General features: G+C 71.3%; 26 protein-coding genes. 17 read left to right on the top strand and 9 right to left on the bottom strand.

All coding sequences use genetic code 11. The features are described 5' to 3' along the window. Window positions 1-62 precede the first annotated feature (62 nt). Window positions 63-1,097 (top strand): SDR family oxidoreductase, encoded by a 1,035-nt coding sequence (locus OHS58_RS24130; RefSeq protein ID WP_328644079.1) that lies wholly within the window; start codon window positions 63-65, stop codon window positions 1,095-1,097. Between the two features lie 15 nt (window positions 1,098-1,112). Here OHS58_RS24130 and OHS58_RS24125 read toward each other — a convergent pair whose 3' ends face one another. Next, window positions 1,113-2,150 (bottom strand): LacI family DNA-binding transcriptional regulator, encoded by a 1,038-nt coding sequence (locus OHS58_RS24125; RefSeq protein WP_328644078.1) that lies wholly within the window; start codon window positions 2,148-2,150, stop codon window positions 1,113-1,115. 203 nt (window positions 2,151-2,353) lie between these two features. On the opposite strand from OHS58_RS24125, the gene OHS58_RS24120 reads away from it, so the two are divergent. From OHS58_RS24120 to OHS58_RS24105, 4 genes are read left to right on the top strand one after another with little or no spacing between them, the layout of a single operon-like run. Beyond that, window positions 2,354-3,625, top strand: a complete 1,272-nt coding sequence (locus OHS58_RS24120; RefSeq protein WP_326947547.1) for an ABC transporter substrate-binding protein — start codon at window positions 2,354-2,356, stop codon at window positions 3,623-3,625. Further along, window positions 3,622-4,557: a carbohydrate ABC transporter permease gene (locus OHS58_RS24115; RefSeq protein ID WP_328644077.1), complete on the top strand. Its 936-nt coding sequence runs from the start codon at window positions 3,622-3,624 to the stop codon at window positions 4,555-4,557. The genes OHS58_RS24120 and OHS58_RS24115 overlap by 4 nt, the downstream gene beginning before the upstream one ends. A 9-nt stretch (window positions 4,558-4,566) precedes the next feature. Further along, on the top strand, window positions 4,567-5,454 hold the full coding sequence (locus tag OHS58_RS24110; RefSeq protein WP_326947549.1) for a carbohydrate ABC transporter permease: 888 nt from the start codon (window positions 4,567-4,569) through the stop codon (window positions 5,452-5,454). A gap of 18 nt (window positions 5,455-5,472) precedes the next feature. After that, window positions 5,473-6,837: a GH1 family beta-glucosidase gene (locus OHS58_RS24105; RefSeq protein WP_328644076.1), complete on the top strand. Its 1,365-nt coding sequence runs from the start codon at window positions 5,473-5,475 to the stop codon at window positions 6,835-6,837. 60 nt (window positions 6,838-6,897) lie between these two features. Here the strand turns inward: OHS58_RS24105 and OHS58_RS24100 are convergent, their stop codons facing one another. Next, the gene (locus OHS58_RS24100) at window positions 6,898-8,694 is read right to left on the bottom strand and encodes an AMP-dependent synthetase/ligase (RefSeq protein ID WP_328644075.1); all 1,797 of its coding nucleotides are present in this window, start codon (window positions 8,692-8,694) and stop codon (window positions 6,898-6,900) included. Window positions 8,695-8,826: 132 nt separating this feature from the next. Between OHS58_RS24100 and OHS58_RS24095 the strand changes: the two genes are divergently transcribed. From OHS58_RS24095 to OHS58_RS24065, 7 genes are all read left to right on the top strand, one after another. Beyond that, complete coding sequence (locus OHS58_RS24095; RefSeq protein ID WP_371827641.1) at window positions 8,827-9,240, top strand: polyketide cyclase / dehydrase and lipid transport; 414 nt, start codon at window positions 8,827-8,829, stop codon at window positions 9,238-9,240. 11 nt (window positions 9,241-9,251) lie between these two features. After that, window positions 9,252-10,046, top strand: a complete 795-nt coding sequence (locus OHS58_RS24090; RefSeq protein ID WP_326947552.1) for a metallophosphoesterase family protein — start codon at window positions 9,252-9,254, stop codon at window positions 10,044-10,046. A 26-nt stretch (window positions 10,047-10,072) separates the two neighbouring features. Beyond that, complete coding sequence (locus tag OHS58_RS24085; protein ID WP_326947553.1) at window positions 10,073-10,507, top strand: SRPBCC family protein; 435 nt, start codon at window positions 10,073-10,075, stop codon at window positions 10,505-10,507. A gap of 4 nt (window positions 10,508-10,511) precedes the next feature. Beyond that, on the top strand, window positions 10,512-11,645 hold the full coding sequence (locus tag OHS58_RS24080; protein ID WP_328644074.1) for an ArsA family ATPase: 1,134 nt from the start codon (window positions 10,512-10,514) through the stop codon (window positions 11,643-11,645). A 59-nt stretch (window positions 11,646-11,704) separates the two neighbouring features. Continuing rightward, on the top strand, window positions 11,705-12,058 hold the full coding sequence (locus OHS58_RS24075; protein ID WP_410620427.1) for a hypothetical protein: 354 nt from the start codon (window positions 11,705-11,707) through the stop codon (window positions 12,056-12,058). 15 nt (window positions 12,059-12,073) lie between these two features. Next, window positions 12,074-13,012 carry an ROK family protein gene (locus OHS58_RS24070; protein WP_326951464.1) on the top strand — a complete coding sequence of 313 codons (939 nt, stop codon included), beginning with the start codon at window positions 12,074-12,076 and terminating at the stop codon, window positions 13,010-13,012. A 70-nt stretch (window positions 13,013-13,082) separates the two neighbouring features. Then, on the top strand, window positions 13,083-13,934 hold the full coding sequence (locus OHS58_RS24065; protein WP_328644072.1) for an NUDIX hydrolase: 852 nt from the start codon (window positions 13,083-13,085) through the stop codon (window positions 13,932-13,934). Here OHS58_RS24065 and OHS58_RS24060 read toward each other — a convergent pair. From OHS58_RS24060 to OHS58_RS24050, 3 genes are read right to left on the bottom strand one after another with little or no spacing between them, the layout of a single operon-like run. Then, complete coding sequence (locus tag OHS58_RS24060) at window positions 13,924-15,063, bottom strand: glutamate--cysteine ligase (protein WP_328644071.1); 1,140 nt, start codon at window positions 15,061-15,063, stop codon at window positions 13,924-13,926. The two genes, OHS58_RS24065 and OHS58_RS24060, sit on opposite strands and share 11 nt — an antisense overlap. 10 nt (window positions 15,064-15,073) lie before the next feature. After that, window positions 15,074-15,631, bottom strand: coding sequence for a hypothetical protein (locus OHS58_RS24055; RefSeq protein WP_326947558.1), 558 nt, complete (start codon window positions 15,629-15,631; stop codon window positions 15,074-15,076). Further along, window positions 15,628-16,395, bottom strand: coding sequence for an alpha/beta hydrolase (locus tag OHS58_RS24050; protein WP_326954914.1), 768 nt, complete (start codon window positions 16,393-16,395; stop codon window positions 15,628-15,630). Before OHS58_RS24050 ends, OHS58_RS24055 begins: the two co-directional genes overlap by 4 nt. A gap of 211 nt (window positions 16,396-16,606) precedes the next feature. Here OHS58_RS24050 and OHS58_RS24045 point away from each other — a divergent pair, with 211 nt between their 5' ends. Both OHS58_RS24045 and OHS58_RS24040 read left to right on the top strand, forming a co-directional pair. Then, window positions 16,607-17,368, top strand: a complete 762-nt coding sequence (locus OHS58_RS24045) for a lysophospholipid acyltransferase family protein (protein ID WP_247063237.1) — start codon at window positions 16,607-16,609, stop codon at window positions 17,366-17,368. Between the two features lie 17 nt (window positions 17,369-17,385). Next, a complete protein-coding gene (locus tag OHS58_RS24040) occupies window positions 17,386-17,874 on the top strand; it encodes a polyadenylate-specific 3'-exoribonuclease AS (protein ID WP_247063239.1) in 489 nt (162 codons plus the stop codon). A 69-nt stretch (window positions 17,875-17,943) separates the two neighbouring features. Here the strand turns inward: OHS58_RS24040 and OHS58_RS24035 are convergent, their stop codons facing one another. Continuing rightward, on the bottom strand, window positions 17,944-19,026 hold the full coding sequence (locus OHS58_RS24035) for a 3-deoxy-7-phosphoheptulonate synthase (RefSeq protein WP_328644070.1): 1,083 nt from the start codon (window positions 19,024-19,026) through the stop codon (window positions 17,944-17,946). Window positions 19,027-19,315: 289 nt separating this feature from the next. On the opposite strand from OHS58_RS24035, the gene OHS58_RS24030 reads away from it, so the two are divergent. After that, window positions 19,316-20,341: a 6-phosphofructokinase gene (locus tag OHS58_RS24030; protein ID WP_326947560.1), complete on the top strand. Its 1,026-nt coding sequence runs from the start codon at window positions 19,316-19,318 to the stop codon at window positions 20,339-20,341. A 102-nt stretch (window positions 20,342-20,443) separates the two neighbouring features. On the opposite strand, the gene OHS58_RS24025 is transcribed toward OHS58_RS24030, so the two are convergent. Further along, window positions 20,444-21,880, bottom strand: a complete 1,437-nt coding sequence (locus OHS58_RS24025; RefSeq protein ID WP_328644069.1) for an aromatic amino acid ammonia-lyase — start codon at window positions 21,878-21,880, stop codon at window positions 20,444-20,446. Window positions 21,881-21,919: 39 nt separating this feature from the next. Continuing rightward, on the bottom strand, window positions 21,920-22,405 hold the full coding sequence (locus OHS58_RS24020) for a group II truncated hemoglobin (protein ID WP_328644068.1): 486 nt from the start codon (window positions 22,403-22,405) through the stop codon (window positions 21,920-21,922). A gap of 67 nt (window positions 22,406-22,472) precedes the next feature. On the opposite strand from OHS58_RS24020, the gene OHS58_RS24015 reads away from it, so the two are divergent. After that, window positions 22,473-22,814 (top strand): winged helix-turn-helix transcriptional regulator, encoded by a 342-nt coding sequence (locus OHS58_RS24015; RefSeq protein ID WP_328644067.1) that lies wholly within the window; start codon window positions 22,473-22,475, stop codon window positions 22,812-22,814. Here OHS58_RS24015 and OHS58_RS24010 read toward each other — a convergent pair. Beyond that, entirely contained in the window at window positions 22,811-23,113 is a 303-nt protein-coding gene (locus OHS58_RS24010; RefSeq protein ID WP_326951465.1) for an ArsR/SmtB family transcription factor, read from the bottom strand. The genes OHS58_RS24015 and OHS58_RS24010 overlap by 4 nt on opposite strands. A gap of 169 nt (window positions 23,114-23,282) precedes the next feature. Between OHS58_RS24010 and OHS58_RS24005 the strand changes: the two genes are divergently transcribed. After that, window positions 23,283-24,512, top strand: coding sequence for a glycoside hydrolase family 18 protein (locus OHS58_RS24005; RefSeq protein WP_328644066.1), 1,230 nt, complete (start codon window positions 23,283-23,285; stop codon window positions 24,510-24,512). Window positions 24,513-24,540 lie beyond the last annotated feature (28 nt).

Below are 24,540 nucleotides of genomic sequence, written 5' to 3'. Positions count from 1 at the left end.
ACCCGGCGGATCGTCGTGGTCGAGATCAAGATGGCGGCACACACTCCGATGGGAAAGAACACATGAGCACGCAGCGGGTTCTCGTCACCGGCGGCTCGGGCTTCATCGCCGGGCACTGCATCCTCCAGCTCTTGGAGCAGGGGTACCGGGTTCGCACCACGGTGCGGTCGCTCGCGAAGGAGCAGGCCGTCCGCGCGGTGCTGACCGACGCCGGCATGACGCACGGTGACGCGCTGAGCTTCGTGGCCGCCGACCTCACCGACGACCGCGGCTGGGCCGAGGCGGTCGACGGCTGCGACTTCGTCCTCCACGTCGCGTCGCCGGTTCAGCCGGGCAAGGTCGCGAACGACGACGACGTCATCGTCCCCGCCCGCAACGGCACCCTCCGCGTCCTGCGCGCCGCCCGGGACGGCGGGGTCCGGCGCGTGGTGCTCACCTCGGCGTTCCACGCGGTCGGCTTCGGGCACCCGCACCTCGATCGCGCCTTCACCGAGGACGACTGGTCCGTGCTCGACGGGCCCGGCGTGGACGCCTACGGCAAGAGCAAGATCCTCGCCGAGCGCGCCGCGTGGGACTTCGTCCGCGACGAGGGCGGCGCCCTGGAACTGACGACGGTCCTGCCCGTCGCCGTCATGGGCCCGGTCATGGGCCGGGAGGTGTCCGGCGCCAACCACATCGTGCAGCGGCTTCTCGCGGGAAAGATCCCCGGCTACCCGGACATGTACGTCCCGATCGTCGACGTCCGCGACGTGGCGAACGCGCACGTGCTGGCGATGACCGCCGACGGCGCCGCGGGGCAGCGGTTCCTGCTCGCCAGCAGTCCCTCGATGGCGATGAAGGAGATCGGCGCGCTGCTCAAGGAGAACTTCGGCGAGAGCGCGAAGAAGGTGCCGACCCGCACCATCCCGAACCTCGTCGTGCGGGCGGGTGCCGTGTTCTCGGCGGAGTTCCGGACCATCGCGGCCGAACTCGGCTTCGTCAAGAAGATCTCCCACGAGAAGGCCCGCTCGGTGCTGGGCTGGACGCCGCGGGAGTCGGCGGAGGCGGTCGTGGCCGCCGGCGAAAGCATGCTCCGCAAGTCACTGGTTTCCGCCTGACGCAAGGAAAAGGACCTAGGCGCCGCAGGAGCCGCGGACCACCAGCCTGGTCGGCAGCAGCACCGGTTCCGGGGCCGCGTCCGTCTCGATCATCTTCAGCAACGCCTCCGCGGCCGCCGTGCCGAAACCCGGTTTGTCCTGGGCCACCGTCGTCAGCGCCGGGTCCACAAGGGACGCGACCTCGATGTCGTCGAAGCCGACCACCGCCAGGTCGTCCGGGACGCGCAGGCCCGTCGCGCGGGCCGCGAGCAGGGCACCCACCGCCATCTCGTCGCTCGCCGCGAACACCGCCGTCGGGGGTTCCTTGCGGGCCAGCAGCCGTCGCATGCCGACAAAACCGCTTTCGCGGTAGTAGTCCCCGGACACGACGTAGTCGTCGCGCGCTTCGAGGCCCGCCGCGGCGAGGCCCTCCCGGTAGCCCCGGGTGCGCTCGGCCGCCGGGGCGTTGGCGCGCGGGCCGGTGAGCGTCGCGATCCGGCGGTGCCCGAGCCCGGCCAGGTGCCGGACGGCGTCCGCCGCGCCGCGGACGTTGTCGGACGTCACGTACGTCGCTTTGGGGCCGGAGATCGCGACGTCGAGCGCGACGCACGGCAGGCCGGATCGGGCGAACGCCGTGAACGCCTCCGCGTCCGAGCCGCTGTCGATCAGCACCAGCCCGGCGAGGTGGTGCCGGCGCGTCATCCGGACGTAGGCGACCGGGTCGGCCAGGGAGACGCCGGGGGTGCGGCTGCGCGCGTCGTCGCTCGTGGCGAGCATCAGCAGGTGGTACCCGTGCGAGCTGAGCGCGGACTTCAAGCCCAGCAACAGGTCCTGCAGGAACGGGTGGCGCCAGCCGGGCCGCCGGTGGTCGGTGTCCCAGACCAGCCCGATCATCGCCGACTGCTTGCGCGACAACGCGCGCGCCGACTCGTTGGGGGAGAAGTCCAGCTCGCGGGCGACCCGCTCGACGCGTTCGCGGGTCGGCCCGCTGACCGACGCCGGCTGGTTGAAGACCCGGGAAACGGTGGCGACGGAGACGCCGCAGAGCTCGGCGATTTCGCGGGCGGTGACCATGGCGGCTCCTTCGGCTGTAACCGGTTACATAACTAGCACATCGACCCCTGCTTCGAAAAATTCGCGACGCTGTTATCTCTTCGTTACTTGACGCACGAGCCTGGGAGCGCTCTCATAGAGGCCACATTCTCGCCCGGCCCCGGAGACACGTTCCCGGTGGCCGCGGTGTTTCCGCGCGCTTTCAGCAGAACAACGGAGATCTCATGCGCCCGAACACGAGAACCCGCATGGTCCTGGTGGCCGTGCTGGCCGCCGTCACCGCCCTGAGCGCCTGCAGCGGCGGCGACGGCGGGAGCGGCGGCGGCAAGGTCAAGCTCAGCCTCGGGCTCTTCGGCAACTTCGGTTACACCGACCTGATCAAGGAGTACCAGGCGGCGCACCCGAACATCGAGATCACCGAGCGCACCGCGGCCTACTCCGACCACCACAAGAACCTGGCCGCGCACCTGGCCACCGGGGGCGGCGCCGCGGACATCGAGGCCATCGACACCGGCTACGTCGCCCAGTTCAAGGCGACGCCGGACAAGTTCGTCGACCTCAACACCGTCGGCGGCGACAAGCTCAAGGACCGCTGGCTCGGCTGGAAGTGGTCGGCGTCGCTGGCCAAGGGCGGGCAGCAGATCGGTTACGGCACCGACGTCGGCGGCCTGGCCATCTGCTACCGCCGTGACCTGCTCCAGGCCGCCGGCCTGCCCGCCGACCGCGAGGCCGTCTCCGCGCTCTGGCCCACTTGGCAGGCGTTCTTCGACGCCGGCAAGCGCTTCCAGGCCAAGGCGCCGAACGGCGTCAAGTGGATGGACGGCGGCCCGACCGTGCTCAACGCGATCTTCGGCCAGGCCCCGACCGGCTACTACGACACCAGCGACCAGCTCGTCGTCGACAGCAACCCGGCGCTGCGGACCGGCTGGGACCAGGTCGTCGACGCCGTCAAGGCGAACCTGAGCGCCGGCCTGCTCTACAGCACGCCGACCTGGAACACCGGCTTCACCCAGGGCCAGTTCGCCACCGTCACGTGCCCGGCCTGGATGATGACCAAGATCAAGGACCAGGCGCCGGACACCGCCGGCAAGTGGGACGTCGCCAGCGTGCCCGGCGGCGGCGGCAACTGGGGCGGCTCGTACCTGACCGTGCCCAAGCAGGGCAAGCACACCGCCGAAGCCGCCGACCTCGCCGCCTGGCTGACCGCGCCCGAGCAGCAGGCGAAGGTGTTCACCAGCCAGGGCCTGCTGCCCTCGACGCCGTCGCTCTACACCGACCCGAAGATCACTTCCTACACGAACCCGTTCTTCAACAACGCGCCCGTCGGCAAGCTCTTCACCGACGCGGCGAAGAACCTGAACCCGCAGTACCAGGGCCCGAAGGCCGGCGACGTGCAGACCGAGTTCGGCAACGCGATGCAGCGCGTCGAGCAGGGCAAGCAGGACGGCGCGGCGGCGTGGCAGCAGCTGGTCGGTGACGTCTCGAAGCTCAAGTGACGGCTTCCGTGCCGAAGCTGAGCTTCGCCGACCGGCGGGCGCACTGGGACGTCAAGCTCTCGCCGTTCGGTTTCATCAGCCCGTACTTCCTGATCTTCGGTGTCTTCGGGTTGTTCCCGTTGCTGTACACGGCTTTCGTGTCGCTGCAGAAGCGGAACCTGCTCGACGCCGAAGGCGCGAAGTTCATCGGGCTGGAGAACTACCGGCAGCTGCTGTTCCACGACCCGTACTTCTGGAACGCGATGGGGAACACGGTCAGCCTGTGGCTGCTGACCACGATCCCGCAGATCCTGTTCGCGCTCGGCATCGCGCACCTGCTCAACCGCAGGCTGCGCGGCCGGACGCTGTTCCGGACCGGCATGATCCTGCCGAACATCACCTCGGTGGCGGCGGTCACGATCATCTTCGCGCAGCTGTTCGGCCGGGACTTCGGGCTGGTGAACTGGGTGCTGAGCTGGTTCGGCGCCGGGCACGTCGACTGGCAGGCGGGCACGGCCAGCTCGCACGCGGCGATCGCGTCGATGGTCGTCTGGCGCTGGACCGGTTACCACGCGCTGATCTTCCTGGCGTCGATGCAGGCGATCCCGTCGAGCCTGTACGAGGCCGCGACGCTCGACGGCGCGAAGGGGCACCAGCAGTTCCTGCGGATCACCGTGCCGCTGCTGCGGCCGCAGATCATCTTCTCCACGGTGATCGCGACGACCGGGAACATGCGGCTGCTCGCCGAGCCGCTGTTGTTCAACCCGGGCACCGCGGCCGCGACCGGCGGGTCCGACCGGCAGTTCCAGACCGCCGCGCTCTACCTCTACGAACAGGGTTTCAGCAAGTACGACTTCGGCTACAGCTCCGCGGTGGCGCTGCTGCTGGCGATCGCCACGATGCTCGTGGCGGGCGTGGCGTACCTGGTGACCCGGCGCATCCAGACCGATTGAGGAGCGGACATGTCCACCGTGCTGACCTCGACCTCGGCACCCGCCGAGGCCCGGCCACCGAGCCGGACGCGGCGGTTCACCCAGCGCGTCACCAGCCCGTGGACCTACGCCGCGCTGGTCGCGATCCTGGCCGGCTCGGCGTTCCCGGTCTACTGGTCGTTCGTCGTCTCGTCGCAGACGCCGGACGCGGTGGGCAGCGTGCCGCCGGTGCTGGTGCCGGGCGGGCACCTGTTCGAGAACATCGCCCGGGTCTTCGACGAGACGAACTTCGGGCTGGCGCTGGCGAACTCGGTGATCGTCTCGGGCACCATCACGCTCTCGGTGGTGCTGTTCTCGACGCTCGCCGGGTTCGCCTTCGCCAAGATGCGCTTCCGCGGCCGCACCCTGCTGCTGCTCCTGGTGGTCGCCACCCAGGCGATCCCGACCGAGCTGGGTGTCGTGCCGCTCTACATCATGATGGCCGACTTCGGCTGGGCCGGGCAGCTGCAGGCGGTCATCGTGCCGGGCCTGGTCACCGCGTTCGGCGTGTTCTTCATGCGCCAGTACTTCGAGCGGGCGCTGCCGCTGGAGCTGCTGGAGGCCGGCCGGATGGACGGCTGCGGCTCGCTGCGGCTGTTCTGGCACGTCGCGCTGCCCACGGCCCGCCCGGCTGCGGCGGTGCTCGGCCTGTTCACGTTCATGCAGGCGTGGAACGACTTCTTCTGGCCGCTGGTGGTGCTGGTGCCGGAGAACCCGACCGTCCAAACGGCACTGTCCACTCTGGCCAGTGGCTACACCACCGACTACACGCTCGTGCTCACCGCCGCGACCCTCGGCACCATCCCCGTCCTTCTCGTGTTCCTGCTGTTCGGCCGCCAGATCGTCGGCGGCATCATGCAGGGCGCCCTCAAGGGCTGAGCCTCCCGGGAGAGATCCGTGACTTCCAGTTTCCCGCCCGGCTTCCGCTGGGGTGTGGCCACATCGGCGTTCCAGATCGAGGGCGCCACCACCGAAGACGGCCGCGGACCGTCCATTTGGGACACCTTCGCCGCCGTGCCGGGCGCCATCGCCGGCGGTGACACCGGCGAGCCCGCGGCCGAGCACTACGAACGCTGGGAGCAGGATCTCGAGCTGCTCGGCGAGCTCGGCGTCGACTCCTACCGGTTCTCCGTGTCGTGGCCGCGGGTGCAGCCCGAGGGCCGCGGCCGCGTCGAATGGCGCGGCTTGCACTTCTACCGGCGGCTGGTGGAAGGGCTACGCGACCACGGGATCGAGCCGTTCCTGACGCTCTACCACTGGGACCTGCCCCAAGCCCTGGAGGACGAGGGCGGCTGGCGGGCGCGGGACACGGCCCACCGGTTCGCCGACTACGCCGCCCTGGTCCACGAGGAGCTCGGCGACCTCGTCGACCACTGGACGACGCTGAACGAGCCGTACCCGTGCGCGGTCGCGGGTTACGGCGAGGGCCGGCACGCGCCCGGGGCGAAGGAGGGCCACGGCGCGCTGGCCGCCGCCCACCACCTGCTGCTCGGCCACGGCCTGGCGGTGCAGGCGATGCGGGCGCAGGCCGCGCACACGCACCGGTTCGGCGTCGTGCTCAACCAGTCCCCGGCGGTGCCGGTCACGGACTCGGCGGCCGACGCCGCGGCCGCGGCGCGGCAGGACACGGTGCTGCGCCGGCAGTTCACCGAGCCGTTGTTCGGCGGCCGCTACGCGCCGGGCCTGAAGGCGATGTTCGGGGCGGCGTCGGACTTCTCGTTCCGCCACGACGGCGACCTGGCGACGATCGGGCAGCCCCTGGACTACCTGGGCGTCAACTACTACTACCGGCAGCACGTCGCCGACGCGCCCCCGCGCGAGCCGGACCCGGCGCGGCGGACCCTCGCCGACATCGGCGTCGACACGACCCGCCTGCCGGACGTCCCGCGCACCGGCATGGGCTGGCCGGTCGAGCCGGAGGGCCTCACCGAAGCCCTGGTCGCGCTGCACAACGGCTACCCGGACCTGCCGCCGGTGTACGTCACCGAGAACGGCTGCGTCTACCCGGACCGCAGCGACTTCGCCGACTACGAGCGCATCAGCTTCCTGAGCGACCACCTGGCGGCGGCCCAGGAGGCCCTCGACGCCGGCGTCGACCTGCGCGGCTACTTCGCCTGGTCGCTGCTGGACAACTTCGAGTGGGCCCACGGCTACAAGCACCGCTTCGGCCTGGTGCACGTCGATTACACGACGCAGCGCCGCACGCCGAGGGCGAGCTACCGCTGGTACCGCGACCACATCGCGGCCCAGCACACCCCGTAATGCCGTGAAGGCCTCCTTACCGGCCATAAGAGCCGGTAAGGAGGCCTTCACGGCATTCGGCTACTTCTTGTACAGAGCCTCGATGTCGGTCGCGTAGTTCTTGGTCACCACGTTGCGCTTCAGCTTCAGGCTCGGCGTGATCTCGCCGCCCTGCTCGGTGAAGTCGTTGGCCAGCACGGCGAACTTCTTGATCGCCTCGGCCTTCGAGACCGTCTTGTTGGCCTCGTCGACCGCCGTCTGGATCTCCGCGAGGAGGTCCGCGTCGGTGGCCAGGTCCGCGACCGACGCGCCGGCGGGCTTGCCGTGCTGGGACTTCCAGGACGGGAAGTACTCCTCGTCCACCGTCACCAGCGCCGCGATGAACGGGCGCTGGTCGCCGACCACCATCGCCTGGCTCACCAGCGGGGCCGCCTTGATGGTGTCCTCGAGGCCGGACGGGGCGACGTTCTTGCCGCCCGCCGTCACGATGATCTCCTTCTTGCGGCCGGTGATCTTGAGGAAGCCGTCGACGTCCAGCTCGCCGAGGTCGCCGGTGTGGAACCAGCCGTCGGTGAGCGACTCGGCCGTCGCCTGCGGGTTGTTGTAGTACGCCCGGAAGACGACGTCGCCCTTGAGCATGACCTCGCCGTCGTCGGCGATGCGGACCGACGTGCCGTTGACCGGCTTGCCGACCGTGCCGACGCGGAACGCCGACTGGGTGTTGACGTTCGCCGCCGCCGACGTCTCGGTCAGGCCGTAACCCTCGAAGACCGGGACGCCGATGCCGCGGAAGAAGTGCGCCAGCCGCCCGCCGAGCGGGGCCCCGCCCGACACCGCCGCCACGCAGCGGCCACCGAGGGCTGCGCGCAGCTTGCCGTAGACGAGCTTGTCGAACACCAGGTGCTTGGCCTTCAGGCCGAGCCCGGCGCCGCCCTTGTCCTGCGCCTCGCTGTAGGCGACCGCGACGGCTTCGGCGGCGTCGAAGATCTTGCCCTTGCCGTCGCCGTGGGCCTTCTGCTTCGCCGAGTTGTAGACCTTCTCGAACACGCGCGGCACGGCGACGACGAACGTCGGCCGGAAGGTGCCCAGGTCGGGGACCAGGTTCTTGACGTCCGGGGTGTGCCCGAGGGTGACCCGGGCGGACAGCGCCGTCACGGCGATCGCGCGGGCCAGCACGTGCGCCAGCGGCAGGAAGACCAGCAGCGAGTTGCCCTGCTCCATCAGCTGCGGGAACGCCTCGATGTCGGCCCGGATCTCCGCGAGGAGGTTGCGGTGGGTCAGCTCGACGCCCTTGGGGCGGCCGGTGGTGCCCGAGGTGTAGACGATCGTGGCGAGCTCGTCGGCGACGACCTCGCGGCGGCGCTCGTGCAGCTCGTCGTCGGACAGCGTCGCGCCGAGCGCGGACAGCTCCTCGACGGCGGGGGAGTCGCCCTCGATCTGCCAGGTGTGGTCCAGGACCGTCAGCCGGTCGCGGACCTCGTCGACCGCACCGGCGTGCGCGTTCGTCTCGACGAACACTCCCTTCGCGGCCGAGTCGGAGAGGATCCAGAACACCTGTTCGGGGGACGAGGTGTCGTAGATCGGGACCGTCACCGCGCCGGCCGCCCAGATCGCGAAGTCGATCAGCGTCCACTCGTAGCGCGTCTTCGACATGATCGCGACGCGGTCGCCGCGGCCGATCCCGGCCTGGGCCATGCCCTTGGCGACGGCCAGTACCTCGCCGGCGAACTCCTTCGCGGTGACGTCCAGCCAGCTGCCGTCGACCTGGCGACGGAAGCTGACCACGTCGGAGAACCGCTCCGCGTTCGCCCAGACGACATCGGCCATGTTCTCGTCGTCGGCCACCGGCTTGCCGGCGGGAGCGCTGTATTCGCGCACGTGGGACCTCCGTGTTCAACGCGTGCTGCGGCAGATGACACCGCTGTTACCCGCCAGTCAACTTAGCGTGAGGAGCACCTTAAGACCATGCTGATCGCCGTCGCACGGCGAGGGCGTGACATTCTTCGCTCCGTGAACCAGGCGCCACCCGCTCTCGACGTCGTCGACGAGACGTTCCTCGTCGTCCCGCCCGCCACCGTGGCCGCGGTCTTCGCCGATCCGAGGTCCTGGACGCGCTACTGGCCGGACCTGGTGCTCGAGGTCTACACCGACCGGGGGGACAAGGGCCTGCGCTGGACCGTGCGTGGAGCGCTCGTCGGTACCATGGAGGTCTGGCTCGAGCCGGTGCTCGACGGCACCCTGCTGCACTACTTCCTGCGGGCGACCCCCGCCGACGCGGCCGGGACGCCCCGGGCGCTGGCGCCGCGCGACCTGCGCCGGGAGTTCGACCGGCGGGCCCGTGCGGCGAAGGCGATCGCCCTCGGGCTCAAGGAGATCCTGGAGGACGGGCGCGAGCCCGGAGTTCCTCCGCGCGGTGACGAGTAAGGGGATCAGGGGTGCGGGTACACGTCGTCTCGGACGTGCACGGCAACGCGGACGCGCTGAAGCGGGCCGGGGACGGGGCCGACGCGCTGGTCGTGCTCGGTGACCTGCTCGACTTCGTCGACTACCGCGAGCACGAGAAGGGCATCATGGGCGCCCTCTTCGGCGCCGAGAAGGTCGGCGAGTTCGCCCGGCTGCGCCGCGAGGGCACCCGTGACGAAACCGTTGCCTACTCCCGGACGCTCTGGGCGAGCCTCGACGACCCGGGCGCGGCCGTCGACGAGGCCATCCGCGAGCAGTACGCGACGTTGTTCGCCGCGATGACCGCGCCGACCTACGCCACCCCCGGCAACGTCGACACCCCGGCGCTGTGGCCCGAGTTCGCGGGCGAGGGCATCCGGGTGCTGGACGGCGAGGTGGCCGAGATCGGCGGCCTGCGGTTCGGGTTCGTCGGCGGCGCGCTGCTGCCCGACGGCGTCGTCCCGCGCCGCCGCAAGGGCGCCGCCTGGCGCCCCTACCTGCGGGATCGCGCGGACTACGAGGCCGGCGTCGCCGCGCTCACCGAGGTCGACGTGCTCTGCACGCACGCCCCGCCGGCGCTGCCCGAGCTGACCTACGACGTCGTCGCGCGCCGCAGCGAGCTCGGCTCGGCGGCCCTGCTGGACCTCATCCGGGAACAGCGGCCGCGCTGGTCGGTGTTCGGGCACGTGCACCAGCCCCTGGCCGCCCGCGCCCGGGTCGGCCTGACCGAGTGCCGTAACGTGGGTCACTTCAAGGAGACCGGGCAGCCCTACGTGCTGCGCTGGTGACCGGCCGCGGCGGCTACGCTTCGTCCATGGCCGAGCAGTCCACACAGTCCATCGAGGTCGACGCCGAGCCCAGCCGGGTGATGGCCGTGATCGCCGACTTCCCCGCCTACCCGGAATGGGCCAAGGCCGTCCGGCAGACCGAGGTCCTGGACACCGACGCCGGAGGCCGGGCCAAGCAGGTCAAGCTGACCCTCGACGCGGGCCCGATCAAGGACGTCTACACCCTTTCCTACGAGTGGGACGGCGACGGCCTCGGCGTCAGCTGGCACCTGGTCAAGGGCCAGATGCAGAAGGCGCAGAACGGCCGGTACGCGCTCGAGGACCTCGGCGGCCGCACCCGCGTGACGTACACGCTTTCGGTGGAACTGGCGCTGCCGATGATCGGGTTGCTCCGCCGCAAGGCCGAGAAGATGGTCATGGACACCGCGCTCAAGGAGCTCAAGAAGCGGGCCGAGGGGTAACCACGTGCGGATCCTGCTGTTCACCGGCAAGGGGGGTGTCGGGAAGACCACGCTGGCCGCGGCCACCGGCGCCGCGCTGGCCGGCCGCGGCAGGAAGACCCTCGTCGCGTCCACGGACCCGGCGCACTCGCTCGGCGACGCCTTCGGCCACACCCTCGGCGCCGAACCGTCCGAAGTGGACGCACTCCTCTCCGCCGTCCAGATCGACTCGCGGACGCTGGTCGACACGACCTGGCACCAGCTGCGCGCCGAGCTGCAGACGACGTTGTCCGGTGCCGGGTTCGACACCCTCGACGCCGAAGAGCTGACCGTGCTCCCGGGCGTCGACGAGCTGCTCGCGCTGAGCGAGGTCCGGCGGCTGGCCGAGCACGGCCCGTGGGACACCATCGTCGTCGACTGCGGCCCGACGGCCGAGACGCTGCGGCTGCTGGCGCTGCCCGAAGCCGTTTCCGGCTACCTGAGCAAGGTGTTCGGCCGCCGCGGCCGGGTCACCGACGCCGTGCGCCGCCTCGGCACGCACCTCGAAGGCCTGCGCGCGCTGCTCACCGAGCCGTCGGTGACCACTGTCCGGCTCGTCCTGACGCCCGAGCGGGTCGTCGTCGCCGAAGCGCGGCGCACGCTCAGCTCGCTCGCCCTGCGCGGCATCGCCGTCGACGGCCTGATCGCCAACCGGCTGATGCCCGCGCCCGGGATCTGGCGCGGCGGCGCCGCGTCGTGGCTGCGCACCCGCCGCACCCAGCAGGACACCGTGCTGGCCGAGCTGACCGCGGCCGGCTTCACGCGGGTTGCCCGCGTCGAGCACCGGGCCGTCGAACCGGTCGGGCTGCCCGCGCTGCTGGGGATCGCCGACGAGCTCTACGGCGACCGCGACCCGCTGGCCGGCGACGGCACCCCGGTCACCCCATTGCTGCGGGTCCGGCCCGCGCCCGGGGGCTACACACTGCGCGTCGCGATCCCGCTGGGGCGGGACGCCGAAGTGGACCTCGCTCGCGTCGACGACGACCTGGCGATCACCGTGGACGGCTTCCGCAGGCTCATCGCCCTGCCGGAGTCGCTGCGGCCGTGCCGGATCACCGGCGCGGAATCCGACGCCGACGGCCTGCTCGTGAGCCTGGCCGGGAACCGGGGCCGCGGGTGAGCGAAGAAGAGGTCTCCGACGGGTTGCGCCTGGCCGAAGAGCTCCGGCTGCTCGTCGAGATGGTCGTCGAGAAGGCCGCGCCGTGGCTCGAAGGCGTGGTCGCGGCCGGGCACGGCGACCCTGACCAGGCGAAACCCGAGGCCTCGGCGTGCGGGTGGTGTCCGCTGTGTGCGATCGTCGCCGTGGTGCGGGGTGAGCGTCCCGAATTCGTGGCGCGCTTGCTGGAACAGCTGGCCCAGCTCGTGGCGTTGCTCCGAGCGGTGCTCGCGGATCGCTGGGAGCCGGATGAGGGCGTCCACATGCCCGGGTTCCGGCCCGCACCGCGACCACCGGCGGATGCGACGGCGTCGGCGAGGGTGCAGCACATCACCGTCCGCAGACGGGACGAGTGGCGGCCGGATCGGGAGAGCTGAGTGCGGACGATAGGGGTGGACGTCGGCGGGACGAGCATCCGGGCCGGTGTGGTGGACGAGCGTGGCTCGCTGCTCGACACGGCCCGGGTCTCGACGCCGACGGAGGAAGGCGCCCTCGAGGACGCCATCGCGGGCGTGATCGAGGACCTGCGCAACCGGCACGAGGTGTCGGCGGTCGGCCTGGCCGTCGCGGGCTTCGTCGCGCGTGACCGCCGGTCGGTGATGTTCGCGCCGCACCTGGCGTGGCGCGGCGCGCCGGTCGCCGACCGGATCGAGAAGCGCGTCGGCCTGCCGGTGCTGCTGGAGCACGACGTCAACTCGGCGATCGTGGGCGAGCACCGGTTCGGCGCGGCGCGCGGCGCGCAGATCGCCGCGCTGGTGGCGCTCGGCACCGGGATCGGCGCCGGCCTGCTGCTGGACGGCAAGCTCTACCGCGGCGCGTACGGCGTCGCCCCGGAGCTGGGCCACCTGACGGTGGTCCGCGGCGGCCGGGCGTGCCCGTGCGGCAAGTACGGCTGCTGGGAGCGGTACTGCAGCGGAACGGCCCTCGCCGCGACGGCGGTGGAGCTGCTGGCGCGGCACCCGGGCCGCTCCACGGTGCTGGCCCCGCAGGTCGCGGGCGACCCGGGCTCGGTCACGGGCCGCAGAGTCGCGGGCGCGGCCCGCGACGGCGACCCGATCGCCCAGCTGGCCATGGCGGAGCTGGCCAAGTGGCTGGGCGAGGGCCTGGCGCTGGTCGCGGACGTCTTCGACCCGGAGATCATCGTGATCGGCGGCGGAGTGTCGGAGTCGGCCCCGCTGTTCCTGGACGAGGCCCGCGAGCACTACGCGGGTGCGATCACCGGCGCGAGGCACCGCCCGCTGGCGCGGATCCGCACGGCTCACCTGGGCGACGACACGGCGATCGTCGGCGCGGCGGCGTTGGCGGTGGAGGCGGCCAAGACCCCGGTCTGACCGTGTCGCCCGGCCGGAGTGCAGTGTCCGTTCCGTGGACTCCGTCGGCGAGTGTGCCAAGGTGGATGTGGTGAGCCTGCCGTCCGCGAGTGTGTTCGTCCGGTGTTCCTGCGGGCGGCTGCACTGGGGGCGGTACGGGGCCGCCGGGTTGCTGCTCTTCGATCCGGCTCGCGGGGTTCTCCTGCAGCGCCGGGCCTGGTGGGTGCACAACGGCAGCACCTGGGCCTTGCCCGGCGGGGCGATCGAGGCGGGGGAGACCGCCGTCGGCGCCGCGGCGCGGGAAGCCTTCGAAGAGGCGGCGATCCCCGCCGACGCGTTCCGGGCGCTTTCCGCCTCCGTGGTGGACCATGGCGACTGGAGCTACACGACCGTTCTCGCGCTGGCCGGCGACATCGACGCCAAGGTCGCGAACCCCGAAAGTGCGGAGGTGCGCTGGGTGGACCCCGACGACGTCCCGGGTTTCCGGCTGCACCGCGACTTCGCTGCGGCCTGGCCGGCGTTGCGGCCGCGGGTCGGGCAGGAGCTGGTGCTGGTCGTCGACGCGGCCAACGTCGTCGGCTCGCGGCCGGACGGCTGGTGGCGCGATCGCCACGGTGCCACCGAGCGCCTGCGCGACCAGCTCACCCGGCTCGCCGAAACCGGCCTCGAAGACCCCGACGATCCCGCGCTGACCTGGTGGCCGCGGGTGATCCTGGTGGTCGAGGGCAAGGCCGGCGGGGTGCAGCCGGCGAAAGGCGTCGAGGTCGTGCCGGCCGACACCGACGGCGACACGAAGATCGTCGAGGTCGCCGGGCAGCACCGCGAGGCGAAGGTCCTCGTCGCGACGGCCGACCGCGAGCTGCGTGGCCGGGTCGAAGCGCTCGGCGCGTCCTCGATGGGCCCCGGCACGCTCCGGACCCAGCTGGACAAGCTCAATCCTTGAGGATCCCGTCGCGCATCTCCGCGACCAGCGACGCGACGACGGCCTTGAGGCTGCCCTTGTGCCGCGTCGCGACCGCCCGCTGCCGCTGGTAGCTCGGCCCGTACTCCAGGATCGTCTCGACGTCGCGCAGCTCGGCCTCGCAGCCCAGCCGCCGCGCCACCGGCTGCAGCCGGTCCAGCAGGTCGGTGACGTCGTCGGTGACCAGCCGCTCGCGCCCGGCCGCGTCCAGGATGACGATCGCGTCGGTGCCGTAGCGCGCCGCGCGCCACTTGTTCTCCTGGACGTGCCACGGCGGCAGCGACGGCAGGATCTCGCCGTCGTCGAGGCGCTCGCTGAAGTCGTCGACCAGGCACTGGGTCAGCGCCGCGATCGCGCCGACCTCCTCCAGCGTCGGCAGCCCGTCGCAGACCCGCATCTCGATCGTGCCCAGCTGGGGTGACGGCCGGATGTCCCAGCGGATCTCCGAGAAGCTGTCGATCACGCCGGTGGTGTACATGTCGTCGACGTAGCTCTCGAGCTCGGCCCACTTCCGGAACTGGAACGGCAGCCCGGCCGTCGGCAGCTGCTGGAAGATCAGCGCGCGGTTCGACGCGTACCCGGTGTCCTCGGCGCCCCAGTACGGCGACGACGCCGACAGCGCCTGCAGGTGCGGCGCGTAGTTGAGCAGCGCGTCGAGCACCGGCAGGACCTTCTCGCGGTGGTCGAGCCCGACGTGGATGTGGACGCCGTAGATCAGCATCTGCCGGCCCCACCACTGGGTGCGGTCGATCAGCTTGGCGTAACGCGCCTTGTCGGTGACCTTCTGCTGGTACCAGTTCGAGAACGGGTGCGTGCCGGCCGAGAACATCTCGACGCCGAGCGGGTCGGCGACGCCGTGCACGACGTCGAGCGACTCGTTGAGGTCCGCCTTGATCTCGCCGATCGTCTCGCAGACGCCGGTGATGATCTCGATGGTGTTGAGCAGCAGCTCCTGCTTGATCTTCGGGTGCTCGGCTTCGCCGTCCGGGCGCACGGCGTCGAGGATCCGCTCGGCGGTCGAGGACAGGTCGCCGCTGCGCCGGTCGACCAGGCCCAGCTCCCACTCCACGCCGACGGTGGAGCGCCGCGAAGGCGTGAATTCGATGGTCATCGACGTCCGGTCAGACCTGCGCGCCGGTGCTCGGGTCGGCGCCCGGTGGCGGCCCCTGCCGGACGCGGAGCAGCAGCAACGCGATCGACGTCGCCAGCGCGAGGATGCCCAGCGGCGTCGCCACCGTCGGGCCCACGCCGATCACGCCGGGCAGGATCAGCAGGAACAGCCCGGCCAGGAACAGGAGCAGGATGAGGAACGCGCCCATCTTCGGCCGCGGCAACGGCGGCGGGTCCGGCGGGACGAAGTGCTCGTCGTCCGCCGCCGGGTCGTCGGAGAACATCGTGCTGTCCCACGTGGTGCCCCCCGACCGCCAGCCGGTGTCCGGCGGGTCGGCCGCGGCGGGCGGCTTCGGCTCGGCGGGCCGGTCCGGGGCCTTGCGGGGCTCGCTCTCCTCGGCCACCCCGCGGCCCGCGGCACTGCCGGCGGCACCACCGGCGCTGTCGGCGTTGTCCGCGGTGTCGGCGGTGTCCAGCTCGGGCAGCCCGAACCCGCCGGCCCGCAGGTCGGCGACGATCTCGGCGAACGTCGCGTCGACGTCCTCCGGCCCGTCCTTCCCTCGGCTCATGCGGTCTCCTCCGCTTGCCCGGCGTGCGCCTTCGCGAACTCGACGCTGCGGGTGAAGATCAGTTCCGCGTCGTTGTCCTGGGTCGCCACGTGATAGCTGTTCTCCAGCACGACTTCGGTGACGTCGGCGCTCGAGATCCCGGCCAGCACCAGCCGCGAGTTCTCCGGCTCGACGACGTGGTCGACCGCCGAGTGCAGCAGCAGCACCGGCTGCGTCACCTTCGGCAGGTCGGCGCGCACGAGCGCCCACAGCTTCGCCAGGCTCGCCGCGGCCCGCACCGGCGTCCGCGGGTAGGCCAGCTCGGTCTCGCCCGGCTTCTTGATGTCGTTCGCGATCGCCGGCACCGAAGGCACGATCTTGCCCAGCACGGGCAGCAGCTTCGTGTCCCACTTCAGCCGCGTCACCGACGGGTTGACCAGGACGATCCCGGCGATCCGGTCGCCGAACTCCTCGGCCAGGCGCAGCGTGAGCGTCCCACCCATCGAGAGCCCGCCGACGAAGACCGTCTTACACGTCGACAGCAGCTCGAGGAGCGCTTCGCGGATCGCGCCGTACCAGTCCTGCCACGTCGTGCGGTTGAGGTCGGGCCAGCGGGTGCCGTGGCCCGGCAGCAGCGGGCAGCGCACGGTGAACCCGGCCTCGGCGAGGTGGTCCCCCCAGGCCCGCATGCTCGCGGGGGTACCGGTGAACCCGTGGCAGAGCAGGAACCCGGTCTCGGCCGAACCGGTGTGGCCGAACGGTTCCGCGCCGGCGAGCACGCCCATGCGATCGCCTTCCGTGTGAGCGGTGTAGACCGTCCATGCTCTCACGGGTCGAGGGCGTTGTGGGGGTCCGCCCGGACCCGTAATTCTCTGTGAGATCGATCGCTGCCCGGCGGGTATCCGGGTGGTCGCCGTTGTGCGGAGGCCACCCGGCTTCGTAGTCTGGTCGACGCGGGTGACAGGGGCTGAGCTGCGATGGAGGACTGAGGCACCGGTGCTGTACTGGCTCATGAAGTGGGTGTTCATCGGTCCGCTGCTCAAGACGCTGTGGCCGACCAAGGTCGTCGGGGCGGAGAACATCCCCGAGACCGGCGGCGCGATCCTCGCGGGCAACCACCTCGCGGTCGCCGACTCGTTCTTCATGCCGCTGCGGGTCAAGCGCAAGGTGACCTTCCCGGCCAAGTCCGAGTACTTCACCGAGCCGGGCTTCAAGGGCCTGCTCAAGAAGTGGTTCTTCACCGGCGTCGGCCAGTTCCCGATCGACCGCTCGGGCGGCAACGCGGCCCAGGCCGCGCTCGACACCGCGACCCGGCTGGTCAAGGCCGGTCACCTGCTCGGCATCTACCCCGAGGGCACCCGCTCCCCGGACGGCCGGCTGTACAAGGGCAAGACCGGCGTCGCCCGGATCGCCCTGGACTCCGGCGGCGTCGTCGTCCCGGTGGCGATGATCGGCACCGACAAGGTCAACCCCATCGGCTCGAAGATGTGGTGGCCGCGCCGCCTCGAGGTCCGCTTCGGCAAGCCGCTGGACTTCTCCCGCTACGAGGGGCTCGCGGGCGACCGCTTCATCGAGCGGTCGATCACCGACGAGATCATGTACGCGCTGATGGAGCTGTCCGGCCAGGAGTACGTCGACATCTACGCGGCGAAGGCCAAGGAACTGCTCGCCGCGGAGGCCGCCGGAGCCAAGCCGAAGGTGCCGGCGCAGCCCACCGCGCGGGACGCGACCCGGGTGCCCGACAGCAAGGTCGGCTAGCCCACTAGGGTTCACCGGTGCGTTTTTTCTACGACACCGAGTTCATCGAGGACGGCGTGACGATCGACCTGGTGTCGATCGGTGTCGTTGACGAGCGTGGCCGCGAGTTCTACGCGGTCTCCACGGACTTCGACCCGGCTCGTGCCGGGGCGTGGGTCCGCGACAACGTGCTGCCGAAGCTGCCCTCTCCCGCCGACCCGGCTTGGCGCAGCCGCGAGAAGATCCGCGCCGACCTGCTGGAGTTCTTCGGGAAGCCACCGGGCGGGATCGAGCTGTGGGCCTGGTTCGCCGCCTACGACCACGTCGCGCTCGCGCAGCTGTGGGGACCGATGCCCGCCCTGCCGCGACAGCTGCCGCGGTTCACCCGCGACCTGCGTCAGCGCTGGGAGGACGCCGGCAAGCCGAAGCTCCCGGCGGCCCCGACCGACCAGCACGACGCCCTCGCGGACGCCAAGCACAACCTGGCCCGCTGGGACGTCATCGAGTCCTACTTCCCCCGCCGCTGAGGATTGCTGGAAGGCCGTGAATGCCACATCGAGGGACATAGCGTCCCTGGATGTGGCATTCACGGACTGTCAGCGGCGCGCCCGGACCGCCTCGGCCAGCTCGTCCAGCAGGGGCGCGGTGTCGTCCCAGGCCATGCAGGCGTCCGTGATCGACTGGCCGTAGGTCAGCTGCTCGGGGTGGCCCAGGTCCAGCTCCTGGCGGCCGCCCGCGAGGAAGCTCTCCATCATCAGGCCGGCGATGCCGCGCTCGCCCGAACCGATCCGCGCCGCCAGCTCGCGGACCACCGACGCCTGGCGGATGTGGTCCTTGCCGCTGTTGCCGTGGCTCGCGTCGATGATCACGCGCTCCGGCAGGCCCGACTTCGCCAGCCGGGCCAGGGTGTCGGTGACCGTCTCCGCGTCGTAGTTGGGGCCGCCCGCGTGGCCGCGCAGGATCACGTGGCAGTCCGGGTTGCCCGACGTCGTGAGCAGCGCCGCCAGCCCGTCGGTGTTGATGCCGGGGAACACGTGGCTCGCCGCGGCCGCGCGGGTCGCGTCGACCGCGACCTGGACGTCGCCCTCGGTCGAGTTCTTGATGCCGACCGGCATCGACAGCGCGCTGCACAGCTGGCGGTGCACCTGGCTGGCCGCGGTCCGCGCGCCGATCGAGCCCCACGTGACGATGTCGGCGATGAACTGCGGCGTGATCGGGTCGAGGAACTCACAACCGACCGGCAGGCCCAGCTCGGAGACGTCGAGCAGCAGCCGGCGCGCCATCCGGAGGCCCTTGTTGACGGCGAAGGTGCCGTCGAGGTCCGGGTCGTTGATCAGGCCCTTCCAGCCCAGCGTGGTGCGCGGCTTCTCGAAGTACACGCGCATCACGACGTGCAGCTCACCGCGCAGCTCTTCGGCCTTCTCGGCGAGACGGCGGCCGTAGTCGAGGGCGGCTTCCGGGTCGTGCACCGAGCACGGGCCGACGACGACGAGCAGCCGGTCGTCCCGGCCTTCGAGGATGTCGACGGTTTCGGCGCGTCCGTGCTGCACGACCTTCGCGACGGCGGCGTCGACCGGATGATCCTCGCGCAGCATCGCGGGCGAGATGAGCGGACTGATCGACGTGGTGCGCGCGGCGTCGAGGTCACCGATGGCGGCCGGGCCTGCGGAGAGCGTCATGGCGGGGGTGTTCCTTCCTGATGGACACCGACCCGCGCGGGGGACCCTCGCCGAGCCGGTAGGAGAATCCGGCTCGGGGGTGGAGGTCAGCGCAGGTTCACGCCGCCGTGCCCACCCGGGGCCGGCTTCGTAAACCAGTAATAGCGCTGCACGTGACCAAGTTAGCACAACGACGGCGCGGACCGATTCGGCAGGTGGTACGGGCTGCACCGATCCAGACGAAGCCAGCTACGCTTGGCCCTGGCGAAATGTGACTGTCATCTCCAGCGAACACAAACGGAGGATTCTCATGCGTGTCGGTGTGCTGACCGGCGGCGGCGACTGCCCGGGTCTCAACGCGGTCATCCGCGCGGTGGTCCGCAAGGGCATCGAGGTGCACGGCTGGGACTTCGTGGGCTTCCGCAACGGCTGGAACGGCCCGCTGACGGGCGACAGCCGCCCGCTCGGCCTGAACGACGTCGAGGACATCCTGACCCGTGGCGGCACGATCCTGCGCTCGTCGCGGACCAACCCGTACAAGGTCGAGGGCGGCGTCGAGCAGATCAAGAAGGTCCTCGCCGAGCAGGGCGTCGACGCGCTGATCGCGATCGGCGGCGAGGACACCCTCGGCGTCGCGAAGCGCCTGACCGACGACGGCGTCGGCGTCGTGGGCGTGCCCAAGACGATCGACAACGACCTGGGCTCCACCGACTACACGTTCGGCTTCGACACCGCGGTCTCCATCGCGACCGAGGCGATCGACCGGCTGCACACCACCGCCGAGTCGCACCACCGGGCGCTGGTCGTCGAGGTCATGGGCCGGCACGCCGGCTGGATCGCGCTGCACTCCGGCCTGGCCGGCGGCGCGAGCGTGATCCTGGTGCCGGAGCGGGCTTTCGACGTCGACCAGGTCGTCTCCTGGGTCGAGCGCCGCTTCGAGAAGGAGTTCGCGCCGATCATCGTCGTGGCCGAGGGCGCGCTGCCCGAGGGCGGCGAGGAGAGCCTGCTCACCGGCGAGAAGGACGCCTTCGGGCACGTCCGCCTCGGCGGCATCGGCACCTGGCTGGCCGACGAGATCGCGAAGCGCACCGGCAAGGAGTCCCGCGCGGTCGTGCTGGGCCACGTCCAGCGCGGCGGCACGCCGACCGCGTACGACCGCGTGCTCGCGACCCGCTTCGGCCTGCACGCCGTCGACGCGGTGGCCGACGGCGACTTCGGTGTCATGGTCGCCCTGAAGGGCACCGACATCGTCCGCGTGAAGCTCTCGGAGGCGACCGCCGAGCTGAAGACGGTCCCGACCGAGCGCTACGAAGAGGCCGAAGTCTTCTTCGGCTGAGTCTGGACAGCTTGTTCGTCCGTGAAGGCCTCCTTACCGGCTCTTATGGCCGGGAAGGAGGCCTTCACGGCTTTCCGGATGCGGGCCCTGGATGCGGTGCCCCTAGATGCGGGCCAGGGTGTCCAGCACCGTGATCGCGCGGGCGATGTCGTCGGTCAGCGGGCGGTCGTCGGTGCTCTCGTCCAGGACTTCGGACGCGACGTCGAAGGCGTCGCGGACCGGGAGGTCGACCAGGTCGGCGTCGCGCATCCGCAGCGCGCGGACCGCCGCGACCAGCTCGCAGGCCAGTACCTGCTGGTACGACGTGCAAGCCGCCGTTGCCGCGCGGGCCGCCTGGGTCGAGAAGCTCGCGTGGTCCTCGATGCCGCGCGACACGACGGCCGTGCCGAGCGTCGCCGGCAGCGCCGCCTGACGCAGCTCCGTGAGCGCGTCGTGCGCCACGTACTCCAGGATCATCACGCCCGAGCTGCCCGCCGGGCCGGCCGCCAGGAACGGGCGCAGGCCGGTGAACTCCGGCTCGACGAGGTCGCCGAGGCGCGCCACCGACAGCTCCGCCACCTGGTGCACGGTCGCGCGGGCCTGGTCCAGGGCCGTCGAGACGTACGCCGTGTGGAAGTGCGCGTGGTGGTAGGCGTCGCCGTGCACCGTCGAGATCATCGGGTTCTCGGTGCTCGCGTTGATCTCGACGGCCAGCACGTCGCGCAGGTAGTGGATCGCGTCCAGCGCCGGGCCCTGGACCTGCGGGAACGCCCGCAGCCCGAACGGGTCCTGGATCCGGCGCCCCGGCTTCGGCGTCTGGTGCATGCCGAGCAGCCGCCGCATCTCCGCCGCGCAGGCGACCTGCCCGGCGTGCGGTCGCGCTTCGTGCACCGGCGTCGCGTACGCCTCGGGGTTGCCGTCGAGCGCGACGTAGGTCAGCGCGGCGATGGCGTGGCTGGCCCGGGTCAGGGTGTCCAGCCGCATCGCGGCCAAGGTCGCCTCGGCCAGCGTCGCGGCGTTGCTGCTCATGAACGCCAGCGCGTCGCCCGCGACCACCGGTACCCGCGGGACGTGCCCGGTGAGCCAGTCGCGTTCGCCGGTGAGCGCCAGCGCCGTCTCGGCCAGCGGCGCCAGGTCGCCGGTGCCGATCGCACCGAGCCGGTGCACCAGCGGTAGCGCGCCGGTGCGGACGGCCTCGGCCAGCGCGCCGATCAGCTCGGGGCTGATCCCGGACCGCCCCGCGAGGAGCTGGTTGAGCCGGATCAGCATCATCCCGCGGACCTGGCCGGGCGGCATCGGGTCGCCGCTGCCGCCCGCGTGGCTGCGCAGCAGGCGCAGCCCGTGTTCCTTCGAGCTCGCGACCGTGTCGTCCTTGTTGGCCCCGACGCCGGTGGTCCGGCCGTAGACCACCCGCCGCGTGCTGAGCTCCTCGGCGAGCTTCCAGGCGTGCTCGGCGCCGCGCAGCGCGGCGATCGAGACGTCGATACCCAGCGGTCCCTCGGTGCGCGCCGCCGTCACGACGTCCGCGCACCGCAGGGTCCGACCGTCCACCCGGATCAAGGGCAGCCTCCTTTCGACTGACTGCCCTTCACTATGCGGCTAGGACGCCGGTGGCTGCCAGGGCGGCATCGGCCAGTCCCAGTGCGGGACGGGCTCGTGCAGGTTCGGCTCGGCGCCGGGCGCGGAGAAGATCACGGCCAGCCGGCTGCCCCACTCGAGGTAGCCGGCGAACGCGGCGCGGAACTCCGGGTCGCCCGGCAGGCCGGCCTCGTCGGCGGCGTCGAGCAGCAGCGTGACCCAGCGGCGGCGCTGCGGCTCGGTGATGCCGCGCCCGAGGTGGCGGCCGATCATGTGCGCGTGCCCGCCGTGGCCGGCCGAGTAGGCGGCCGGGCCGCCGAAGACCTCGCCGAGCCAGACCGCGACGTGCTCGGCGTGGTGCGGGTCCATCTGCCGGAACACGGGCTCGAGCAGCGGGTCTTCGAGGACGTGGCCGTAGAAGATCGTGAGGAGCTTCACGAGGGCTTCGTGGCCGCCCGCCCACTCGTAGAGGGTGGGCGTGGCGGGCGGGTTTTCTGGCACGATCACCCGGCAAGGCAACCAGCGGCGGTCCGGTCGGGCAACCACGTACTTTCCGGTGCGCAGGGGGAACGGGATGAAGCGCTACCACTGCGCGACGGAGCTGGCGGTCGATCTGATCGGCGGCAAATGGAAGCCGGTGATCCTCGCGCACCTCAAGGAGGGCGCCCACCGCTACGGCGAGCTGCGCCGCCGGATGCCCGGGGTGAGCGAGAAGATGCTGACCCAGCAGCTGCGCGAGCTGGCGGCCGACGGCATCGTCCGCCGCGAGGAACACGCCGGTCGCGTCCCGCACGTCGAGTACCACCTGACGGCGGTGGGGGAGGAGCTGCGCCCGGCGCTCACGGCGCTCTACGAGTGGGGCGAGCGCCGCGCGGCGGCCGCGGGCATCACGTTCGAGCCGCCGCCGGTGGACTAGGGCGTCTCGTCGAGACGCCGTTCCAGCGCGTCGAGGCGGTCCGTCCAGAAGCGACGGTAGGGAGCGAGCCAGGCGTCCACCTCGGCGAGCGGTTCCGGGCGCAGCGCGTAGCACCGGCGCTGGGCCGCGATCCGGACCGTCACGAGCCCCGCTTCGCGCAGGACCCGCAGGTGCTTGGACACCGCGGGCTGGCTGAGGGCCAGCTCCTCGACGAGCTCGCCGACCGAGCGTTCGCCGTCCCGGAGCAGGTCGAGGATGGTGCGCCGGCGGGGTTCGGCGAGGACGTCGAAGGTCTGCATCACCCCGGAAATGTGCCCCGGCAGGCATATGCCTGTCAAGGAATGCGCACCTACTCTCGTCGGGCAGCTGGTCTGAACCATTGACCTAGTGGTCTAGTCCACTTACGGTAAGTGTGGTCTCCACCACGTTGTCCCCATTGGTTGTCAGTAATTCTCCGAGGGAGAAGGCATGTCCCGTTTCCGCAGGAAGAGCTTCTCTGCGCTGCTGACCCTGGCGGCCGCCGCGGGTCTCATCGCGGCCGGCTCGGCGGTCCCCGCCGTCACCGCCACCGCGACGGCCGCGACCGAAGCCTCCGTCGGCAAGGTGGTCGGCTACTTCACCGAATGGGGGGTCTACGACCGCAACTACCACGTCAAGAACATCGAGACGTCGGGCTCGGCCAGCAAGCTGACGCACATCAACTACGCGTTCGGCAACGTCACCAACGGCGGCTGCGCGATCGGCGACGCCTACGCCGACTACCAGAAGACCTACGACGCCGCGGGCAGCGTCGACGGCGTCGCGGACACCTGGGACCAGCCCCTCGCCGGCAGCTTCAACCAGCTCAAGAAGCTCAAGGCCAAGCACCCCGGTCTCAAGGTGATCTGGTCGTTCGGCGGCTGGACCTGGTCGGGCGGCTTCGCGCAGGCCGCGAAGAACCCCGCGGCGTTCGCGAACTCCTGCTACAACCTGGTCAACGACCCGCGCTGGGCCGGTGTCTTCGACGGCATCGACATCGACTGGGAGTACCCCAACGCCTGCGGCCTGACCTGCGACACCAGCGGGGCCGCCGCGTACAAGAACGTGATGGCCGCGCTGCGCGCCAAGTTCGGCTCCTCGAAGCTCGTCACCGCGGCGATCACGGCCGACGGCACCAGCGGCGGCAAGATCGACGCCGCCGACTACGCGGGCGCCGCGCAGTACGTCGACTGGTACAACGTGATGACCTATGACTACTTCGGCGCCTGGGCCGCGCAGGGCCCGACGGCCCCGCACTCGCCGCTGAACAGCTACTCGGGCATCCCGACCGCCGGCTTCTACTCCGACGCCGCGATCCAGAAGCTCAAGAGCAAGGGCGTCGCGGCGGGCAAGCTGCTGCTGGGCATCGGGTTCTACGGCCGCGGCTGGACCGGCGTCAGCCAGGCCGCCCCGGGTGGCACCGCGACCGGCCCGGCGCCCGGCAAGTACGAGCAGGGCATCGAGGACTACAAGGTGCTGAAGACGTCCTGCCCGGCGACCGGCACCGTCGCGGGCACCGCGTACGCCAAGTGCGGCAGCAACTGGTGGAGCTACGACACCCCCTCGACCATCGCGGGCAAGGTGAGCTACGCCAAGACCCAGGGCCTCGGCGGCGCGATGTTCTGGGAGCTTTCGGGTGACACCACCAACGGCGAGCTGATCACGGCCGTCGCGAAGTAAGGGCCTTCGACAGCGGGGGGACCGGCGG

It is taken from the genome of Amycolatopsis sp. NBC_00348, from assembly GCF_036114655.1.
Lineage (GTDB): Bacteria > Actinomycetota > Actinomycetes > Mycobacteriales > Pseudonocardiaceae > Amycolatopsis.
Note: the sequence above shows the minus strand (reverse complement) of the source record. Positions and strands in the feature narration are given on the sequence as shown.

Coding starts and splice junctions, on each gene's coding strand:
- OHS58_RS24110 (WP_326947549.1), top strand. CDS start 4,567: ATGTCCACCGTGCTGACCTCGACCTCGGCACCCGCCGAGGCCCGGCCA.
- OHS58_RS24085 (WP_326947553.1), top strand. CDS start 10,073: ATGGCCGAGCAGTCCACACAGTCCATCGAGGTCGACGCCGAGCCCAGC.
- OHS58_RS24120 (WP_326947547.1), top strand. CDS start 2,354: ATGCGCCCGAACACGAGAACCCGCATGGTCCTGGTGGCCGTGCTGGCC.
- OHS58_RS24010 (WP_326951465.1), bottom strand. CDS start 23,113: ATGCAGACCTTCGACGTCCTCGCCGAACCCCGCCGGCGCACCATCCTC.
- OHS58_RS24015 (WP_328644067.1), top strand. CDS start 22,473: ATGAAGCGCTACCACTGCGCGACGGAGCTGGCGGTCGATCTGATCGGC.
- OHS58_RS24075 (WP_410620427.1), top strand. CDS start 11,705: ATGGTCGTCGAGAAGGCCGCGCCGTGGCTCGAAGGCGTGGTCGCGGCC.
- OHS58_RS24130 (WP_328644079.1), top strand. CDS start 63: ATGAGCACGCAGCGGGTTCTCGTCACCGGCGGCTCGGGCTTCATCGCC.
- OHS58_RS24005 (WP_328644066.1), top strand. CDS start 23,283: ATGTCCCGTTTCCGCAGGAAGAGCTTCTCTGCGCTGCTGACCCTGGCG.
- OHS58_RS24060 (WP_328644071.1), bottom strand. CDS start 15,063: ATGACCATCGAATTCACGCCTTCGCGGCGCTCCACCGTCGGCGTGGAG.
- OHS58_RS24055 (WP_326947558.1), bottom strand. CDS start 15,631: ATGAGCCGAGGGAAGGACGGGCCGGAGGACGTCGACGCGACGTTCGCC.
- OHS58_RS24030 (WP_326947560.1), top strand. CDS start 19,316: ATGCGTGTCGGTGTGCTGACCGGCGGCGGCGACTGCCCGGGTCTCAAC.
- OHS58_RS24125 (WP_328644078.1), bottom strand. CDS start 2,150: ATGGTCACCGCCCGCGAAATCGCCGAGCTCTGCGGCGTCTCCGTCGCC.
- OHS58_RS24035 (WP_328644070.1), bottom strand. CDS start 19,026: ATGACGCTCTCCGCAGGCCCGGCCGCCATCGGTGACCTCGACGCCGCG.
- OHS58_RS24050 (WP_326954914.1), bottom strand. CDS start 16,395: ATGGGCGTGCTCGCCGGCGCGGAACCGTTCGGCCACACCGGTTCGGCC.